Source organism: Allobosea sp. LjRoot237, from assembly GCF_964253285.1.
Lineage (GTDB): Bacteria > Pseudomonadota > Alphaproteobacteria > Rhizobiales > Beijerinckiaceae > Allobosea.
In genome coordinates, this window is the sequence record NZ_CAXUQP020000001.1 from 989,079 (window position 1) to 1,007,707 (window position 18,629).

Here is an 18,629-nt window from a genome sequence, read left to right on the forward strand (position 1 = left end):
ACCCGTTCAGGAAGGCCTGGGTCAGCGAGGACAGCGGCATCAGCGCGCCATGCCCCAGCGCCTGATCGTCGTCCTCTCGATCGCCGCGAAGACGAGGTTCTCGACGGTGAGGCCGATCAGGATCACCAGAAGCAGGCCGGCGAAGACCTTGTCGGTATAGAGCTCGTTGCGGTTCTGGAAGATGTACCAGCCGAGGCCGCCGCGGCCCGAGGAGGCGCCGAAGACGAGCTCGGCGGCGATCAGCGTGCGCCAGGCGAAGGCCCAGCCGATCTTGAGGCCGGACAGGATCGCCGGCAGCGCCGCCGGCACGAGGATGCCGAAGACATAGCGCAGGCCCGTGAGCCCGTAATTGCGACCGGCCATGCGCAGCGTGTCGGGCACGCCCTGGAAACCGGCGAAGGTGTTGAGCGCGACCGGCCAGAGCACCGAATGGATCAGCACGAAGATCAGGCTGCCCGAGCCGAGGCCGAACCAGAGCAGAGCCAAAGGCAGGAGCGCGATCGCCGGCAGCGGGTTGAACATCGCGGTCAGGGTCGAGAGCAGATCGCGCCCGATCTGGGTCGAGATGGCGAGCGTCGTCAGCAGGAAGGCGAGCGCCAGCCCGGCGGCATAGCCCTGCGCCAGCACGACCAGCGAGAGCCGGGCGCGCTGGATCAGCTCGCCGCTTGCAAGCCCCTCGACCAGTGCCTGGACCGTGGCGAGGAAGGTGGGCAGCAGCAGTTCGTTGTCCTGCCAGCGCGCCAGCGCTTCCCAGAGGACGGCGAGGATGACGAGGATCAGGCCCTTGCGCAGCCAGCCCTGCGCGGTGAGCCGCTCGACCAGCGGACGCGGACGCTCGAGTGCCGTCGCGACGAAGGGCGGCAGCGGCTGGTCGTATTCCGGCCGGATCGGTGGCTGGGCGAGGCTCATCGCTTTGCCTCCCCCGCACCCGCGTGCTCATGCTCGAACAGCCGTTCGTGCAGGCGCCGTACGGCCGCCTGGAACGGCGCCCCGCCAGTACTGGCGAAATCGAATTCGTGGCTGTTGAACTCCGCCCGCAGCCGGCCGGGATGGGCTGAGAGCACCGCAACGCGGTTGCCAACGATCAGTGCTTCCTCGATCGAATGGGTGACGAAGAGCAGGGTGAAGCGGACCTCGTCCCAGAGCGCCAGCAACTCCTCCTGCATCCTGCGCCGCGTGAGCGCATCGAGCGCGGCGAAGGGCTCGTCCATCAGCAGGATGCTCGGCTGCATAGCGAGTGCGCGGGCGATGGCAACGCGCTGCTTCATGCCGCCGGAGAGCTGGTGCGGATAGCTGTCGGCGAACTTGGCGAGCCCGACCTTCTCGACATAGTGGCGCGCCCGCTCTTCAGCCTCGCGGCGCGCAAGAGCGCGCGAGGCCGTGAGCGGGAAGGTGACGTTCTGCAGCACGGTCTTCCAGGGCGGGAGCTGGTCGAATTCCTGGAAGACGACGATGCGGTCGGGGCCAGGTCCGCTGACCGGCCGGCCACCGAGCCTGATCTCACCCTCGACCGGGGCGATGAAGCCGGCGACGGCCTTGAGCAAGGTCGACTTGCCGCATCCGGACGGGCCGAGCAGCACGAAGCGGTCGGCCTCGTAGACGTTGAAGCCGACCCGGTGCGTTGCGCGCACGATATGCTCGGCCGTGCGGTATTCGAGGCTGACGCCGTCGACCTGCAGGAGCGGCGCGGGTAGGGCAGGCGAGGCCAGCTCTTCCCCGGCCCGTGTAGGCACGCGGTGCAAAGGCAGCGGGCTGTCTTGCGACCGTCTCTCGGCGACGAGCGTCATGCCGGTGCTCAGCTGCCCGCGGCGATGCGCGGGTCGGTGAAGAAATAGTCCGACAGTGCCTTGGGCTCGTTCTTGATCGCGCCGACACGATGGAGGAATTGGCCGAGGCCGAGCGTGTTCTGCGGCTCGACCTTGAAGGTCACCTCCGGGTTCTTGATGACCTGGAGCAGGAGCTTGCGGTCGCCTTTGCCGCCATTGGCCTTGAGATAGATGTCGGCGGCCTCATCGGGATTGGCGGCGATGAACTTCGCGGCTTCGTCGAGTGCGTCGAGGAAGGCGCGGTAGGTCTTCGGCGCGTCCTTGTAGAATTTCTCGGTGCCGTAGAGCACAGTCGAGGAAGCCGGCCCGCCCTGGACCTCGTAGGAGTTCAATACGATGCGGGCTTTCGGGTTCTCGGCCAGCTCCTGCTCCTGGAAGGGCGGGTTGCCGAAATGGCCAGTGATCTCGGTGCCGCCCTTGATGATCGCGGCAGCGGCTTCTGGATGGGGCAGGGCGACACTGATCTTGTCGAGCCGGTCGAACTCCTTGTCGCCCCAGAGCTTGGCCGAGGCCCATTGCAGGATGCGCGACTGCACGGAGACGCCGACCGCAGGCAGGGCGATCCTGTCCTTGTCGGTGAAGTCGGCGATCGCCTTCACATTCGGATTGTTGGTAACGAGGTAGTAGGGGAAGTTGCCGAGCGAGGCGACGCCCTTGACGTTCTGCTTGCCCTTGGTGCGATCCCACAGCGTGAACAGCGGGCCGACGCCGGCACCGGCGATCTCGATGGAGTTCGAGAGCAAGGCGTCGTTCACCGCCGCGCCGCCGGAGAGCTGCAGGAACTCGACCTTGATGTCGACGCCGGCCGCCTTGCCGTGCTTCTCGATCAGCTTCTGCTCGGCGGCGACATCGAGCAGCAGGTAGACGACGCCGAACTGCTTGGCGATGCGCAGCTGGCCCTCCGCGGCGGAAGCCGCGCTGGCGAGGCCGAACGACAGCGCCGTGCCGACCATCAATGCGGCCGCCTGTCGGCGCGACAAGAGATTGTTCCAAATCGCCATCTCGAACTCCTGAAAACGCTGCAGCGGCCCGTGCTTCAGGCCGCGCCGACCATGCCGAAACTTGCGGCTCGACAACGCAGGCGTCAACGAGAATGTTCTTTTTAAAGAACGGACGGTGAGGGACGTTTATTGCTTTGAGCGCGACAGATGAGAAAAATCTATCTTCTGGGGCCGACGAGCCCCCGCCTTTCCGGCTGAATGGCAGGATCCAAAGGTGATTTCCAGATATCGTTCTCTTTAAGAAACGTTCACTGGGAAGCCTGGGGGCCCATGAAAGCGGCGAAGAAGGCGGCCAGGGCGGCGTGGTCATCCAGCGGCAGCACATTGGCGACGTACTGATCGGGCCGCACGACCACCAGGCAACCGCGCTCGCGATCGATGCCGCGTGCATCGAAGATGTCCTGACCGCTACGGAGGTCGGGGCAGAACACCTTCTCGTAGTCGATCAGCCCGAGGCGGCCCTTGCGTGGCAGGAGCAGGCTCGGCAGCGTCTCCACGGCGACGTCGCGATGGGCCTGCTGGAGGATCGCGCGAAAGTCGATGACCGCATCGATGTCGTCGCCCGGCCGCGTGTGCTGGCGCAGCGGCGACGAGGGCGCATCCGCCAGGAAATCGCAAAGCGCCCGCAGCCGCGACGTCGTTGAGGAGGGATCGATCCTGTCCGCGAGGGCGTAGAGGCGCCAGCGGCCATCGGCCTGCGCGACATGACCGAGCTCGACGGGCTTGGCGTCGCCAAGGCGGATCACCGGCGCGGAATGGAGGCGTGCGCCGATCGGCAACCCCGTCGCCAGTGCGGCATGGGTTGGCTCGCCGGTCAGGATAGAGGGCGTGTAGCGGGTCGCGGTTCCCGCGGTGTAGCGGCCATGCCTGACGAAATAGGCCTCGACCTCCTTGGGATCGACGCCGTTTCCGGTTTCCGAGGTCTTCAGGGGCGCGCTCAGCATCTTCGCCCATTCGCGATCGAAATCGATCAGCTCCTTGGCGATCGCCTGGCGCTCGGCCGAGTAGCTGTGCAGCAGCTCCGGCGGGCATTGCCCGCGCAGGACCGCGGCAAGCTTCCAGCCCAGGTTGAAGCTGTCCTGCATCGAGACGTTCATGCCCTGGCCGGCTTTCGGGCTGTGGGTATGGCAGGCATCGCCGGCGATGAAGACGGCTGGCAGGCGCTGCTCGACCTCGTCGGCCGGCACGTCGTCGAACTTGTCGCAGAGGCGCTGGCCGATCTCGTAGACCGACCACCAGGCGACCTCGCGCACCTCGAATGTGTAGGGACGCAGGATGCGCTGCGCCGCGGCGATGAGGTGCTCCACGCCGATGTTGCGGCTTGCGACCCGCTCGTTCTCGCTGAGCTTGTCGAGCTCGACATAGATTCGGATCAGATAGCCGCCCTCGCGGGGGATGATGAGGATCGTGCCCTCGCCGGCGGACTGGATCAGCGCCTTCAGCCGGACGTCCGGAAAATCAGTGACGGCCAGCACGTCCATGACGCCCCAGGCCTGGTTGGCGGAATCGCCCTGCAGGGTGCGGCCGATTGACTTGCGCACGGCGCTGCGCGCGCCGTCGCAGCCGACGACGTAGCGGGCCCTGACGGTCTCGATCTCTCCCTCATGCGCGGGATCGAGGCGCTCCAGCTGCACGGTCACCGGGTGCGACGGGGCGCTGCCGTCGGCTGCGCGCGCCGTATCGATCTGCAGATCGAGCAGGCGCCGGGAATAATCCGGCTCCAGCCGGCTCGGCGAGCGGCGCATGACATCGAGGAAGAAGTCGTGCACCCGCGCCTGGTTCAGGATCACATGCGGGAATTCCGAGAGCCCATCCTCGACATCCTGGATGCGACCGCTGCGGATGATCGCCTCCGGCCGGGTTGCGTCGGGTTTCCAGAACACCGTCTCGTTGACCCAGTAGCTCTCCTTGAGCACGCGCTCGGAGAAGCCGAAGGCATCGAACATCTCGATCGTCCGACAGGCGATACCATCAGCCTGGCCCAGTTCCAGCGGTCCGGGTTTCTGCTCGACGATCCGTGTCGTGATCTCGGGGAAGGCCGAGAGTTGCGCAGCGAGTGTCAAGCCGGCCGGGCCACAACCGACGATGAGGACGTCGACCTCCCGCGGCAGGGAGGCGCCGGTCGAGGAAGCAGCGAGATCGGTGGTGGGCTCGGAGACGGCGGGATCACCGGTCCGAAAGCCGTTGAGATGAAACTGCATGAAGGCCCCCTTCAACGAGGCGGAATGATCGAGGCGTTTGCGTTGGCCGAACGCCGTCAGCGCCGGCGGGCGCGGGCCTGCTCGAGCCACATCTCCCAGGGGCGATGGACCTGCGCCTCGATGCTCGCGACGCAGGCGCGGCTTTCGCCCTCGGTGAGATAGGTGACCTCGCCGAGCTGCATCGCCTGGAGCTGATAGCGCGCGTTGAGCTCGGCATAGACGGCGCGGTAAACCGCCTGCTTGATCGAGCCGCCGACCACGGTCGAGCCATGGCCGCGCATCAGGACGATGTCATGCCCGTCGAAATGCTCGGCGAGGGCGCGGCCGAGATGATTGTTGCTGATCAGGAGATCGGTCGCGTCGCCTCCGGCCTCGCGGATCTCGAAGACCGGCGCGCCCTGGCCGACGAAGCCGGCCATATGGAACATCGCCCTGAGCCGCGTGCCCTTGACGACGCTGAGGGGCACGATGGAATGCGAGTGGCTGTGGACGACAGCCATCACGTCGGGGCGCTTGCGGAAGATCTCGGCGTGGATGAAGCGTTCGAGATAGACCTTGCGGCCGTTGGCGTTCACCGCCTCGCCGTCGAGCGTGAACTCGACGATGTCCTCGGCCTCGACCCGGCTCGGCGCCATGTTGCGGGCGAGCAGGAAGCGATCGGGCCGGCCGTCATGGCGCACGCTGATATGGCCGAACGCATCGACGACGCCCTGATCGAACAGGATGTGATTGGCGGCGACGAGATCTGCGACGATCTCCAGTGACGGCGCGGCCGAAGCTGCGGCCGTATCGGCCACGTCGACGGCGATGGGGTGATTGCCATGGTCCGAGGTGCACATAGGTCGGTCTCTCCGAAATCGCCTTGATCGAAGCGTTCTACAGGCCAGCCAGTGCCGGTGCAGCGGTCGATCCGCCGTGCCGGCGCAGACAATCAGAAGGGATCGAGGAGGGAACGAAGGCGTTGCGGCAGCGCGAATTCCCGAAGCGGAAATCGCCAGGCCGTCCTCCCATCTGCTCGATCTCTGATAGATCGTCCGTATACTGATTAACAGGATACGCGCAGATTTTTGGCTGTCAACCGCGCCGGGAGGGTCGGGTGTCATAGCGCTCTGCAGGGCAGGGCTGAGGGCTCGGTTGGATGGGCGAGATACGCCGTCGCTTCGGCTTGCGGCGCTGGGTTCAGTTTGACCGCTTACGGAATGAAAGCATACGATCTATAGCGGAAGTTCGCTGATCTGGCCGGGCAATGTTCGCCTCGGCCGGCTGACCAACAATCTGCGGTTCTGACATTCGGCGGCGAGACCTGCTGCCGTTTCACCAAAGCAAAGCGACGATTCCGATGGACGATATCTATCATATGCCCGGCCATCTCATTCGGCGTGCGCAGCAGATCGCCGTCTCGATCTTCCTCGAGGAATGCGCACCGGTCGATCTCACGCCGGTTCAGTATGCGGCGCTGGTCACGGTGCGCGAGAATCCCGGCATCGACGCGACGCGCCTGTCGGCCCTCGTCGCCTTCGACCGGTCGACGCTCGGCAATGTCCTGGAGCGGATGGAGGCGAAGGAACTGATCCTGCGCTCGGGCAGCAAGGACGACAAGCGCATCAAGGTGCTGCATCTCTCGCCCAAGGGCGAGCGCGTCCTGCAGGAGGCCGAGCCGCTGGCGCAGCGGGCCCAGGAGCGCATCCTCGCTCCGCTCGTGCTCGAAGATCGGGAGGTCTTCATGCGCATGCTGGCGCAGTTGGTCGAACTCAACAACGACGCCTCGCGCGTGCCGCTGCGGTTGGCTGCGGTCCGCTCCTCCGACGCGGCCTGACCATCCCATCATTGAGATCGGAGCCAGGGCGGCAGCGCTCTGGCCGGCGTACTGGTTGAGACCGGCGTCTCCCAGTAGCGGGATTTGACAGGCTCAAGATGCAATGCATACTGATAATGAGTATGCGTTCTTATCTCGCGGAGTGACCTGCGGGAGCCGCTAGCGCCAGTCGTTGGTGGGCCCGCTCCGCGACGAGATCCGGATCGCAGACGGCCCTTTCGACGTGACTCGAGAACCGCCGGCAAGGCGGCCATATCTGGAGGAAACCCTGGTGATCATCACAAGACGTGCCGCCCTGGCCGGGCTCGCCGCCGGCGCGCTCGCGCCCCGTGCCGCCCTGGCTCAACGCAAGATCGTAAGGCTCATCGTGCCCGCCGCTGCGGGCGGCGCCATCGACGTGATCGGGCGGCTCTACGCCCAGCGCATCGCTCCCGCACTCGACGAATCCTGGGTGGTCGAGAACAAGGCCGGCGCCAGCAATACGCTCGGCGCGGCCGATGTCGCGAGGTCCGCGCCCGACGGCACGACCTATCTGACCAATGCCGACATCCACATCATGGCGAAGCACGTGATGCGCAGCGTATCCTACGATCCGCTGAGCGATTTCACGCCGATCTCGCGTTTTGCGACCTCGCCGATGGTGCTGATCGGCTCGACCAAGACTCCCGCGACCATGCCGGCGCTGATCGCCGATATGAAGGCTAAACCGACCGAGTACACCTTCGCCAATTCAGCGCTGGGCAGCATGGGCCACCTCGCCACCGAGAGCTTCAAGCGCCGCACCGGCACGAGCGCCGAACTGGTCAATTATCGCGGCACGGCTCCGGCGATCACCGATGTTGTCGCTGCCCAAGTGCCGCTGATGGTCGCGCCGCTCGGCTCGGCCCTGTCGTTCATCGCCGACGGGAAAGTCCGCGCCTTCGCGATCATGGGTGCGCAGCGCAGCAAGCTGCTGCCGAACGTGCCGACCGCCGGCGAGCTCGGCCTGGCGGATATCGATTTCACGCTCTGGTACGGCCTGTGGGGACCGAAGGGCCTGCCGGCCGAGACGGTGCAGCGCGTCAATGCGACGGTGCAGGCGGCCTCGAAGGATCGCGAGATCGTCGAGAAGCTGACCGCACTTGGCGCCGAAGCCGTGACCGAGGACGCTGCGAGCTTCGCGAAGTTCATCGAGGCCGAGACCCAGCGCGCCAACCGCGTGGTCGAAGAGGCCGGCATCAAGCCGGGCTAGGCTCCATTCCGGCCAGCTTGCGCCGCAAGCTGGCCGGTGAATCCGTTTCTAGCGGGTGAACGCTTTTGCCAGCGCGTCGGCGTGTTTCGTCAGCAGGCCAAGATCCGAACCGACGGCGACGAAGCGATAGCCCCATTCGATATAGCGGCGGGCATCGGCCTCTGACGGCGTCAGGATGCCGGCCGGCTTGCCGAGGGCGGTCAGGCGGGTGGCCGCATCCTTGATCGCGGCCTGCACCTCGGCATGGCCGGGATTGCCGATATGGCCGAGCGAGGCCGAGAGGTCGGCCGGGCCGATGAAGACGCCATCGACGCCGTCGACCGAGGCGATCGCCTCCAGCTGGCTCAGGGCCTCGCCGGTCTCGACCTGCACGAGGACGCAGATCTCGGCATCGGCGCGCTTGAGATAATCCGGCACGCGGCCATAGCGACTGCCGCGCCCGCTCACGGTGATGCCGCGGATGCCGGCCGGCGGATAGCGGCAGGCGGCGACGGCCTTGGCTGCCTCCTCGGCATTCTGGACGAAGGGCACGAGCACCGCCTGTGTGCCGATGTCGAGCAGGCGCTTCAGCAGCACCGGATCGTTCCAGGCCGGTCGCACGATCGGGGTCGCGGTGCCGGCCTGCATGGCCTGGAGCTGGGCGAGCACGGCCGGCGGCTCGTTCGGCGAATGCTCGGTGTCGACCAGGATCCAGTCGAAGCCGCTATGGCCGATGATCTCGGCGACGATCGGGCTGCACAGGCTGCTCCACAGCCCGATCTGGAGCTCGCCGCGGGCGAGGGCGGCCTTGAAGGCGTTGCGGGGCAGGTCCACGGCGTTCCCTCTCAGACGAACTGCACGGAGACGCTACCGAGCGGCCCGAAATCGGCGTGCAGCGTATCGCCCTTAGCCGCCCAGACGGGCCGTGTGAAGGAGCCCGACAGCATGAGGTCGCCCGGCTGCAAGGTGATGTCGAACGGCGCGAGCTTGTTGGCGAGCCAGGCGATCGCCATCGCGGGATGACCGAGCACGCCGGCGGCGAGGCCGGTCTCCTCGATCTCCGAATTGCGATAGAAGATCGCGCCGACCCAGCGCAGATCGACATCCTCAGGCCGGACCGGTCGGCCACCGAGCACGATGCCGGCGGCCGCGCCGTTATCGGCCACCGTGTCGAAGATCTTGCGCGGCTCGGTCACGCGCGCGTCGATGATCTCGATCGAAGGGACGATGTATTCGGTCGCCCTGAGCACATCGATCAGTCCGACGCCCGGTCCCTTCAGCGGCTCCTTCAGGATGAAGGTCAGCTCCGGCTCGACCCGGGGCACGCAGAAATTCTCGAACTTCACCTTGGCGCCGTCGTTCAGGATGAGGTCGTCGAAGAGATAGCCGTAATCGGGCTCGTCGATCTTCGAGGAGGCCTGCATCGCCTTCGAGGTCAGGCCGATCTTGTGGCCGATGATGCGGGCGCCGGCCTTGACCCGCTCCTGCGCCACCGCCGAGGAGATCGCATAGGAATCCGCGATCTCGATCTCCGGGAACATCTGCGAGGGGCGCTCGCCCTGCTTCTTGGTGCGGTGGCTCTCGAGCAAAGAGCGCACCACCTGCGCGCGCTGGGCTTCGGTCAGCATGGTTTGTGTTCCTTGGAGCTTGTTCGCGGCTGACGCCGCCATAGGGACAGGATGTTTAAGACTTCCCCCAGCCCTCATCCTGAGGAGCAGCTGAAGGCTGCGTCTCGAAGGATGCTCCAGGAGGCTCCGGAATCATCTGGAGCATCCTTCGAGACGGCCGCTGACGCGGCCTCCTCAGGATGAGGGCTCTGGGGTATGGTCAAACCGACATTCAAAGCTTGACGCAGACGTTGCGCAGCTCGGTGTAGAACTCCATCGAGTGCACGCCGCCCTCGCGGCCGATGCCGGACTGCTTCGAGCCGCCGAAAGGCGTGCGCAGATCGCGCAGGAACCAGGAGTTCACCCAGGTGATGCCGACCTCGACCTGTGCCGCGACGCGATGGGCCCGCGTCAGGTTTTCCGTCCAGATCGAGGTGGCGAGGCCGTAGGGGCTGTCGTTCGCAAGGGCGATGACGGCGTCTTCCTCGTCGAAGGGCACGATGTTGCAGCAGGGCCCGAAGATCTCCTCGCGCATCACGGCCGAATCCTCAGGAAGACCCGTCCAGATCGTCGGCTCGACGAAGGAGCCGGCGGAGAAGGGGGCGGGAAGTTCGGGAATGCCGCCGCCGGTGATGATCTCGGCACCCTCCGCCTTCGCCTTGGCGTAGTAGGACAGCACCTTGTCGCGATGGACCTGGCTGATCAGCGGGCCAAGCGTGGTCGCGGTCTCGAAGGGATTGCCGGGCTTCAGCTTCTCAGCCGCCTGCTTCAGCCGCTGCGTGAACTGATCGAAGATCGGCCGCTCGACATAGACGCGCTCGGTGCCAAGGCAGACCTGGCCGCAATTGGCGAAGACCGCGCGGGTCACGCCCTCGATCGCCTTGTCCATGTCGCAATCGGCGAAGACCAGCGAGGCGTTCTTGCCGCCGAGCTCGAGCGAGACCGGACGAACGCCCTTGGACGCCGCCCGCATGATCGCCTCGCCCGTGCGTGTCTCGCCGGTGAAGGTGATGCCGTCGACATCAGGGTGGCTGGTCAGGTATTCGCCGGCGCTGTCCTCGCCGAAGCCGTGCACGACATTGTAGACGCCGGGCGGCACGCCGGCCTCGTTCATGATCTCGCCGAGCATGGTCGCCGTCGTCGGCGTCTCCTCGGATGGCTTGACCACGACGGTGTTGCCGCAGGCGAGCGCCGGCGCGACCTTCCAGGTCATCAGCAAGAGCGGCAGGTTCCATGGGCAGACCACGGCGATGACGCCACGCGGCCCCCGGATCGCGTAGTTCAGCGCGCCGGCACCGTCCGGCGTCGCCATGCGGAAGGTCTCGGTCGAGAGCGTCAGCACCTGGTCGGCGAAGACGTTGAAGTTCGCGGCGCCGCGCGGAATGTCGATATGCGAGGCGAGGCTCTTCGGCTTGCCGGTGTCGAGCACCTCGGCGGCGAGGAAATCGTCGAAGCGGGCCATGATCCCGTCGGCGACCTTGCGCAGGATGACCGAGCGCTGCTGCTCGCTCATTTTGCCCCATGGCCCCTTGAGGGCGCGCCTGGCGGCCTTGACCGCATCGTCGACCGCGGCCGAGTCGGCCTCTGGCACGAGGTTGATCACCTCGCCGGTCGCCGGATGGCGGTTCTCGAAGCTGCTGCGGCCGGCCGGCACGAAGCGGCCGTCGATGAAATGCGACAGGCGGGCGGTCTCGGCGCCCACGGCAGCACCCTGGTAGCGCGGAACAGCGCTGTTCATCGTCTCACTCCCGATCTGGTTATGTCGTCACGGGCGCATCATGGCGCCGCCATTCACGTCGAGGACGGCGCCCGAGACGAAGCTCGCCGCCGGTGAACAGAGGAAGGCGATCGGCCAGGCGATCTCGTCGGGACGGGCAGCCCGGCCGAGCGGATGGCGCGCCAGCGCCGCCGAGAGATCGTGGACGCCGACCATGGCCGTGTCGGTGATCCCCGGCGCGACGCCGTTGACCAGCACCCTCTGGCCGCCGAAGCGGGCCGCGAGCCAGCGTACCAGCGTATGCAGCCCGCCCTTCGAGGCCGCGTAATGCGGGCCGACGCCGGGAAAGGAGCCGCCGGTCGCCGCGACGATCGAGCCGACGAGGACGACCCGCCCTCCTCCGCGCGCCGCCATGGCGGGCACGAGCTCGCGCGCCAGCCGCATCGGCGCCATCAGGTTGAGCGACAAAGTCGTCTCGGCGACCTCTTCCCAGCCATCGGCGTCCCAATCGACCGGGCGATAGATGCCGGCGCCGAGGACAGCGGCGTCGATTGCGCCTGCCTTCTCGCACAGGTGCCGCGGCGCATCACCGTCGAGCAGGTCGACGATGATCTTGCGGGCCTTGTCGGCATGCTCGCCGAGCCCGGTGATTGTCGCAGCGCAGGAGATGCGGTCGGTCAGCACCAGCTTTGCGCCCAGCCCGGCCAGAACCCGCGCCGTCACCGCGCCGATGCCGCCGGCCGCGCCGGTGACCAGGATGGTCTGGCCGGTCAGATCGAAGCCGCTCACGCCTTGCCTCCGAAAATCTGGTCATCGTCCCGGGCCAGCGCAGCCATCGCCTTGCGCACCTCTTCCGCCGTGCGGGCGAGATGCAGCTCGGTCATCCGGCAGGCGCGCAGTGCGTTGCGCTGCATGGTGGCATCGTAGATGGCGCGGTGCTCGTCATGGACGTTGCGCCAGCCGCGCGAGACGTTGAGCGAGACCCGGCGATAGCGCTCGGATTGCTGGTAGAGCAGGTCGCGCAGCTTGATCAGCATCGGCGAGCCGGCAGCCGAGACGAGCGCGGCATGGAAGGCGCGGTTGCGCGCCTCCCAGATCTCGAGCTGCTCCGGCGGCAGCGCCTCGCTGGTGTGAGGCAGATGTTCTTCGACGGCCGCCAGCGCCTCGAACGCCGCCGTGACCTCGCGCTCCCAGCTCGCGTCGCCGTTGCGGATCGCGGCATTCAGCGCCTCGGTCTCGATCAAAGCACGGACGCGCGAGACATCGTCGAGCTCGTCGAGCGAGAGCGGCGCCACCCAGAAGCCGCGCTGTCCCTCCGAGACCACGAGCAGATCGCCCATCAGCCGGGCGAGTGCCTCGCGCAGCGGCGACATGCCGACCGCATAGTCCTGCGCCAGGCCTTCGAGCTTCAGCTTGCTGCCGGCCGCGAGGCGGCCATTGACGATATCGCCGCGCAATTGGCGGTAGGTCCGGTCGGCCAGGGTCTTGTCGGATGAGGACATTCCGAAGCGCGCAGCTCCTGTTGTCGGTAGCCCTCTCTACCATCAAATTTCGAAATTACAATCCTGAGTGAAATGCAATATCGGCGACACGCTTCCTCGAATTTCCATAAAACAAAGGAAATGATCGAAATCGTTGCAGGAAAGCATGTTTCACTTTCAGAAAAAATATCGAAATAAGATTGACACCTCAGCACCGATCTTGTTGGATGCCGGGCGATCGGGTGGCGCCAAGACCGCCCCGTTGGAGGACGTCCCATGACCGAGCGCTTTCCACTTTCCCGCCGCGACTTCATCGCTTCTGCCGGTGCCGCTGCCCTCACCGGCGCGATCGGTGCGCCCGCCCTGGCTCAGAGCGCCAACAAGCCGCTGAAGATCGGCATGGTGACCTCGCTGTCGGGACCGTTCACGGCGCTCGGCGAGAGCATGCGCGCCGGCATGCAGATGTTCCTGGCCGAGAATGGCGGCAAGCTCGCCGGCCGTACTGTCGAGCTGATCGTCGAGGACGATCAGGCCAAGCCGGATGAGGGCGTGCGCAAGTTCCGCAAGCTGCTCGGGCAGGACAATGTCGACATCGTCTCCGGCGTGATCTCCTCGGCGGTGGCGCTCGCCGTCCGCGACGTGGTGACCGAGGCCAAGGCGCTGACCTTCATCTCGGCCGGCTCGGCCAATGATCTTGCCCGCAAGGCCGCGAGCCCCTTCGTCTTCCGGCCGACCAAGACCAACTGGATGCTCGGCCACACCGCCGGTCTCTGGGCCTATGAGAAGCTCGGCAAGACGGGCTGCATGACGATCGGCGCCGACTACGCGGCCGGGCGCGAATACATCGGCGATTTCGTCGCCACCTATCAGCAGCAGGGCGGCAAGGTCGGCAAGCAGCTCTGGGCGCCGCTCGGCACCACCGATTTCGGGCCGCTGTTGACGACGATCGCGGCCGAGCGCCCTGAGTTCATCTATTCCTTCTTCGCCGGCTCGGATGCGGTGCGCTTCCTGCGCCAGATGCGCGAATACCGGCTCTCCGGCAAGGTCAAGCTGATCGGCGGCGGCGCGCTGTTCGACCAGGAGGACGTGGTCTCGGCAGTCAAGGAAGCGGCGCTCGGTGGGCTCAACACCTGCAACCAGTCGCCGACGGCGCCGAGCTCGGCCGCCTTCACCAAGGCTTATCAGGCGGCGCGCAACGTCATGCCCGGCGAGATGGGCACGGCCGGGTATGTCACCGGCCAGGTGATCAAGGCCGCGGTCGAGCGCGTCCAGGGTGATCTCTCCAACAAGGAGAAGGTCAAGGAGGCGCTGCTCGCCAAGGAGGTCGAGACGGTGTTCGGGCCGATGCCGTTCGACCCGCGCAACAACCAGGCGATCCTCGACATCTACGTCAACGAGATCAAGGAAGGCGCCGGCGGCGTCCCGGTCAACCAGGTGATCCACACCTACAAGGGCGTGCGCGATCCCGGCCGGGTGGCCTGACGCGATAGGGAGCGGTTCCGTGGGCTTCTATGCCGTACAGAGCCTGAACGCGCTGTCGTTCTCGATGTTGCTGCTGCTGACCGGGCTCGGCCTGTCGGTGGTGCTCAACCTGATGAACTTCGTCAACCTGACCCACGGTTCCTTCTTCCTGCTCGGCGCCTATGTCGGCGTCTACTGGCTGGCCTCGGGCGCGCCCTGGTGGCTCGCCTTCCCGCTCGCCTTCGTGGCGGCCGGCCTCGCCGGCTTCCTGCTGGAGCGTTTCCCGTTCCGACAGTTCTATCAGCGCACCCATCTGATGCAGGTGCTGCTGACCTACGGCCTCTCGGTAATCTGTGCCGACCTGATGCGCTGGAGCTTTGGCGCGCAGATCCTCTCGCCGGAGATCCCGGAAGCGCTGCGCGGCGTCGTCTTCATCATGGACATGCCGTTCCCGATCTACCGGCTCTTCATCATCGGCTTCGGCGCGGCGCTTGCCTTCGCGCTCTGGTTCGTGATCGACCGCACCATCTGGGGCGCGGTGGTGCGGGCCTGCGTCACCGATCGCGGCTTCGTCGAGACGCTCGGGCTCGACACCCGCCGGATCTTCACCGCGGTGCTGGTGATCTCGGCGGGCCTCGGCGGCATTTCCGGTGCGCTCGGCGCCGGCATCCTCTCGGCCTATCCCGGCCTCGACGAGGAGGTGCTGATCCTGGCGCTGATCGTCGTCGTCGCCGGCGGCCTCGGCACCTTCCGCGGCACGGTGCTGAGCGCGCTCTTGCTCGGCTTCGCCATGACCTTCTCCAAGGTCTGGGTGCCGGAATTCTCGAACGTCGTCGCCCTCGCCATCATGGCCGCGCTGCTGGTGGCACTGCCCGAGGGGCTGGTCGCCAGGAAAGTGAGGCAGGTATGAGCTCGATCGCCGACGGGACCGGCCGGGTGGAAGCGCGCCCCGCCAGTGAGCGGCGCAGCCTGCCGGTTGCCGCGAAGCTCGCCTTGCTCGCGCTCGCCGCCGCCATGCCCCTGCTGTTCGCGGGGGACTATCAGCTGCGCTTCCTGGCCGAGATCCTGATCATCGGCACGGCCGTGCTCAGCCTCGATCTCCTGGTCGGCTTCGGCGGGCTGGTCTCGCTCGGCCACGCCGTCTTCTTCGGCGGGGCCGCCTATGCCGCGGCGATCGCCTCGCAGGCGCTCGGCGCCGACATCGTCGTGATGCTCGCCGTGGGTATCGTAACGGGCATGGCCGCGGCGCTCCTGATGGGCGTCGTGGTGATGCGAACCATCGCGCTGTTCTTCCTCATTCTCAGCCTGATCGTCGGGCAGATCGTCTGGGAGGTGGTGTTCCATTGGCGCGAGGTCACCGGCGGCGCCGACGGTTTGCGCGGCTTCCCGGTGCTGACTCTGCACACCGGTTTCGCCACGGTCCCGCTCAACAACGGCGTCGCGCTCTATCTCGCCTCGGTCGTGCTGGCGCTCGCCGCCCTCCTGACCGCCCGCTCCTTCGTCGAAGCACCGATCGGTCGCGCTTTGCTCGGCACGCGCGAGCGCCAGCTCCGGATGAGCGCGCTCGGCTATTCGATCCCGCGCATACGCCTGATGGCGCTGGTCGCCTCCGGCGGCATCGCCGGCGCTGCGGGCGCCCTCTATCCGTTCGTCAACCAGTATGTCGGCCCCAACGCCGTGCATTGGACGATGTCGGCGATGATGATCATCATGCTGGTGATCGGCGGCGTCGGCTCGCTCTATGGCGCCTTCATCGGCTCGGCGATCTATCTGGGCATCCAGACTTATGTCTCGTCCTATACCGATCGCTGGCAGCTGGTCGTCGGGCTCGTCTTCGTGCTGACCGTGATGATCATGCCGAAGGGCGTCGTCGCCGGGCTGAAGGCTGCTTTCGGACAGCGGAAGGACGGGGAGGGCAGGTCATGAGCGCGACTGTCGTTCCCGCTCTCGCGATCGAGGGCGTCGCCAAATCGTTCGGCGGACTGAAGGTGCTCAGCGACGTCTCGGTCACGCTCGGTCAGGGCGAATGCCTGGGTCTGATCGGCCCCAACGGCGCCGGCAAGACGACCCTGTTCAATATCGTCACCGGCTTCCTCATCCCTGATCAGGGCCGCGTTGCCTTCGCCGGTGAGGACATCACCAGGGCAAAGCCGGACGTGCGCGTCCGCGCCGGGCTGGTGCGCACCTTCCAGAAGAGCATGGCCTTCCCCGAGCTCAGTGTGCGCGAGAACCTTGCTTTGGCGGCGCGCTCACGGAGCGGCGAAGGCTATGGCTGGTTCGGCAGCCGCAAGGCGGTCACGGCAGCGGACGAGGCCGCCGATGAGTTGCTGACGAGCGCCCAGTTGCGCGATCGGGCCGAATTGCCGGTCGCAGGCCTTTCCTATGGCGAGCAGCGCATCGTCGACGTGCTGGTCTCGCTGGCGATGTGCCCGCGCGTGCTGTTGCTCGACGAGCCGACCGCCGGCCTGTCGCGGGCCGAGGGCGAGCATCTGATCGAGGTCGTCCGCACGCTCGGCGAAGATCTCTCTACCATCCTGATCGCGCATGATCTCGACATCGTCTTCGGCGCCTGCGATCGCGTTGCCGTGCTCGATCTCGGCCGGCTGATCGCTTGCGATACGCCGGAGGCGATCAAGGCGCATGAGGGCGCGCAGGCCGCCTATCTCGGCGCTTCGCTCGGGGAGGCCGCATGATATCCGCTCAGGCACAGCAACAACCCGCCGCTGCCACCTATCTCGAGGTCGCCGGGCTCGATGCCGGCTATGACGGCGTGCGCGTCCTGCACGGCGTCGATTTTTCGCTGGCGCAGGGCGAGGCGGTGGCGCTGCTCGGCCGCAACGGCGCCGGCAAGAGCACGCTCTGCTCGGCCCTGTTCGGGCTGGAGCCGCAGGTCACCGGCCGGATCGCGATCAAGGGCCGGGAGGTCGCCGGCTGGCCGGGCCACCGCATCGCCCGGCTCGGCGTCGCGCTCGTGCCGCAGGGCCGCGGCGTCTACGCCAACCTCACCGTCGACGAGAACCTGACGATGGCGGGCTTGTGGTCGCGCAAGCAGCCCAACCGGCGCTGGGTCAAGGAGCGCATCTACGAGGATTTCCCGCGCCTCGCCGAACGGCGCTCCTTCTCCAGCGGCGCGCTCAGCGGCGGCGAGCGGCAATTGCTCGCGATCGCGCGGGCGCTGCTGACGCAGGCCGACCTGATCGTGCTCGATGAGCCGAGCGAAGGCCTCTCGCCTCGCGCCATCGAAGAGGTCATCATCGGCACGGTCGGGCGCCTGCGCCGCGAGGGCTACACTTTGCTGATCGCCGAGCAGAACCTCGCCATGGCGCTGAAGCTCGCCGAGCGGACGCTGGTCCTCGACCATGGCCGCGTCGTCTTCGATGGGCCGTCCGCGACATTGCTGGCCGACAAGGACCTCCAGAAAGAGCATCTCGGGCTATGAGCGACGCGATCACCATCGAGCAATTGCGCTATGTCCGGCTCGGCACTGCCGACCTGAAGGGAGCGGCCGATTTCGCCGGGCGCATCCTCGGCCTGCAGCTCGTCGACCGCACCGACACCGCCGCCTATTTCCGCTCCGATTATCGCGACCACACATTGGTCTATGTCGACGGGCTCGATGCCGGCCAGGCGATCGGCTTCGAGGTCCGCGATCCCGATGCGCTGGCCCATGCCGAAAAGCTGCTGCAGGGAGCAGGTTTCGCTGTCACGCGTGGCGATGCCGAGGCCTGCGCGGCCCGCAAGGTCCGGCAATTCGTCTCGTTCCGGATGGCCGGCGGCTACGATATCGAGCTCGTCGTCAGGCCGCTGGAATCCGGCTGGCGCTACCACGGTCCGCGCGACGCCGGCATCACCGGGCTGGAGGCGATCGCGCTGCGCGGTGCGCCCGACGCCTCCGACCAGCAGGTCTGGACCAAGCTTTTGGGCGGCAAGGTCAGCGACTGGGTCGGCGAGGCCGCCTATATCCGCTTCGACGAGGCGCATCACCGCATCGCCGTGCATCCCTCGCAGGAGAAGGGCATCCTCTCCGTCGAGTTCGGCGTCGAGGACGTCGATCTCGTCATGCAGAACGCCTACCATCTGCGCGGCGCCCAGGCCCGCATCGTCGACGGCCCCGGCCGGCGCACGGCCTCGCAGCAATTGTTCCTGAGTGTCGCTGGTCCCGACGGCGTCAACTTCTCTTATGTCGCCGAGGGCGAGCGGCTCGCCGCGCCGCGCCGAGCCAGGCAGTTCCCGCGCAAGCGCGAGTCCTTCTGCGCCTGGGGCAGTGACACCCAACTTCCCGAATATCGTTGAAGCGTCTTCGCCGGTT

General features: G+C 66.7%; 18 protein-coding genes. 8 read left to right on the forward strand and 10 right to left on the reverse strand.

The annotated features are described in order from the left end of the window. Window positions 1-39 precede the first annotated feature (39 nt). From ACSQ24_RS04700 to ACSQ24_RS04720, 5 genes are all read right to left on the reverse strand, one after another. A complete protein-coding gene (locus ACSQ24_RS04700; RefSeq protein WP_436093566.1) occupies window positions 40-909 on the reverse strand; it encodes an ABC transporter permease in 870 nt (289 codons plus the stop codon). Next, window positions 906-1,787 (reverse strand): ABC transporter ATP-binding protein, encoded by an 882-nt coding sequence (locus ACSQ24_RS04705; protein WP_436093567.1) that lies wholly within the window; start codon window positions 1,785-1,787, stop codon window positions 906-908. The genes ACSQ24_RS04700 and ACSQ24_RS04705 overlap by 4 nt, the downstream gene beginning before the upstream one ends. A gap of 8 nt (window positions 1,788-1,795) precedes the next feature. Continuing rightward, window positions 1,796-2,827: an ABC transporter substrate-binding protein gene (locus tag ACSQ24_RS04710; protein ID WP_436093568.1), complete on the reverse strand. Its 1,032-nt coding sequence runs from the start codon at window positions 2,825-2,827 to the stop codon at window positions 1,796-1,798. 248 nt (window positions 2,828-3,075) lie between these two features. Continuing rightward, a complete protein-coding gene (locus tag ACSQ24_RS04715; protein WP_436093569.1) occupies window positions 3,076-5,028 on the reverse strand; it encodes an FAD-binding monooxygenase in 1,953 nt (650 codons plus the stop codon). Between the two features lie 56 nt (window positions 5,029-5,084). Further along, a complete protein-coding gene (locus tag ACSQ24_RS04720; protein WP_436093570.1) occupies window positions 5,085-5,867 on the reverse strand; it encodes a class II aldolase/adducin family protein in 783 nt (260 codons plus the stop codon). A gap of 500 nt (window positions 5,868-6,367) precedes the next feature. Here ACSQ24_RS04720 and ACSQ24_RS04725 point away from each other — a divergent pair, with 500 nt between their 5' ends. Together ACSQ24_RS04725 and ACSQ24_RS04730 are read left to right on the forward strand one after the other, a co-directional pair. Continuing rightward, on the forward strand, window positions 6,368-6,844 hold the full coding sequence (locus ACSQ24_RS04725; RefSeq protein ID WP_436093571.1) for a MarR family winged helix-turn-helix transcriptional regulator: 477 nt from the start codon (window positions 6,368-6,370) through the stop codon (window positions 6,842-6,844). 271 nt (window positions 6,845-7,115) lie between these two features. Beyond that, window positions 7,116-8,075, forward strand: a complete 960-nt coding sequence (locus ACSQ24_RS04730; RefSeq protein WP_436093572.1) for a Bug family tripartite tricarboxylate transporter substrate binding protein — start codon at window positions 7,116-7,118, stop codon at window positions 8,073-8,075. A 48-nt stretch (window positions 8,076-8,123) separates the two neighbouring features. Here the strand turns inward: ACSQ24_RS04730 and ACSQ24_RS04735 are convergent, their stop codons facing one another. The 5 genes from ACSQ24_RS04735 to ACSQ24_RS04755 all read right to left on the reverse strand — a co-directional run bounded on the left by ACSQ24_RS04735 (window position 8,124) and on the right by ACSQ24_RS04755 (window position 12,880). Continuing rightward, window positions 8,124-8,888, reverse strand: coding sequence for an HpcH/HpaI aldolase family protein (locus ACSQ24_RS04735; protein WP_436093573.1), 765 nt, complete (start codon window positions 8,886-8,888; stop codon window positions 8,124-8,126). A gap of 11 nt (window positions 8,889-8,899) precedes the next feature. Then, entirely contained in the window at window positions 8,900-9,682 is a 783-nt protein-coding gene (gene hpaH / locus ACSQ24_RS04740; protein ID WP_436093574.1) for a 2-oxo-hept-4-ene-1,7-dioate hydratase, read from the reverse strand. 211 nt (window positions 9,683-9,893) lie between these two features. After that, window positions 9,894-11,399 carry a 2-hydroxymuconic semialdehyde dehydrogenase gene (locus tag ACSQ24_RS04745; protein ID WP_436093575.1) on the reverse strand — a complete coding sequence of 502 codons (1,506 nt, stop codon included), beginning with the start codon at window positions 11,397-11,399 and terminating at the stop codon, window positions 9,894-9,896. A gap of 27 nt (window positions 11,400-11,426) precedes the next feature. Next, on the reverse strand, window positions 11,427-12,167 hold the full coding sequence (locus ACSQ24_RS04750; protein ID WP_436093576.1) for an SDR family NAD(P)-dependent oxidoreductase: 741 nt from the start codon (window positions 12,165-12,167) through the stop codon (window positions 11,427-11,429). Beyond that, entirely contained in the window at window positions 12,164-12,880 is a 717-nt protein-coding gene (locus ACSQ24_RS04755; RefSeq protein ID WP_436093577.1) for a GntR family transcriptional regulator, read from the reverse strand. The genes ACSQ24_RS04750 and ACSQ24_RS04755 overlap by 4 nt, the downstream gene beginning before the upstream one ends. Before the next feature lie 255 nt (window positions 12,881-13,135). Between ACSQ24_RS04755 and ACSQ24_RS04760 the strand changes: the two genes are divergently transcribed. From ACSQ24_RS04760 to ACSQ24_RS04785, 6 genes are read left to right on the forward strand one after another with little or no spacing between them, the layout of a single operon-like run. Continuing rightward, entirely contained in the window at window positions 13,136-14,341 is a 1,206-nt protein-coding gene (locus tag ACSQ24_RS04760) for an ABC transporter substrate-binding protein (protein ID WP_436093578.1), read from the forward strand. Window positions 14,342-14,360: 19 nt separating this feature from the next. Beyond that, window positions 14,361-15,230, forward strand: a complete 870-nt coding sequence (locus ACSQ24_RS04765; protein WP_436093579.1) for a branched-chain amino acid ABC transporter permease — start codon at window positions 14,361-14,363, stop codon at window positions 15,228-15,230. Further along, window positions 15,227-16,246: a branched-chain amino acid ABC transporter permease gene (locus ACSQ24_RS04770; RefSeq protein WP_436093580.1), complete on the forward strand. Its 1,020-nt coding sequence runs from the start codon at window positions 15,227-15,229 to the stop codon at window positions 16,244-16,246. The genes ACSQ24_RS04765 and ACSQ24_RS04770 overlap by 4 nt, the downstream gene beginning before the upstream one ends. Further along, entirely contained in the window at window positions 16,243-17,013 is a 771-nt protein-coding gene (locus tag ACSQ24_RS04775) for an ABC transporter ATP-binding protein (protein WP_436093581.1), read from the forward strand. Before ACSQ24_RS04770 ends, ACSQ24_RS04775 begins: the two co-directional genes overlap by 4 nt. After that, entirely contained in the window at window positions 17,010-17,759 is a 750-nt protein-coding gene (locus ACSQ24_RS04780) for an ABC transporter ATP-binding protein (RefSeq protein WP_436093582.1), read from the forward strand. The genes ACSQ24_RS04775 and ACSQ24_RS04780 overlap by 4 nt, the downstream gene beginning before the upstream one ends. After that, window positions 17,756-18,613, forward strand: coding sequence for a VOC family protein (locus ACSQ24_RS04785; protein WP_436093583.1), 858 nt, complete (start codon window positions 17,756-17,758; stop codon window positions 18,611-18,613). Before ACSQ24_RS04780 ends, ACSQ24_RS04785 begins: the two co-directional genes overlap by 4 nt. Window positions 18,614-18,629 lie beyond the last annotated feature (16 nt).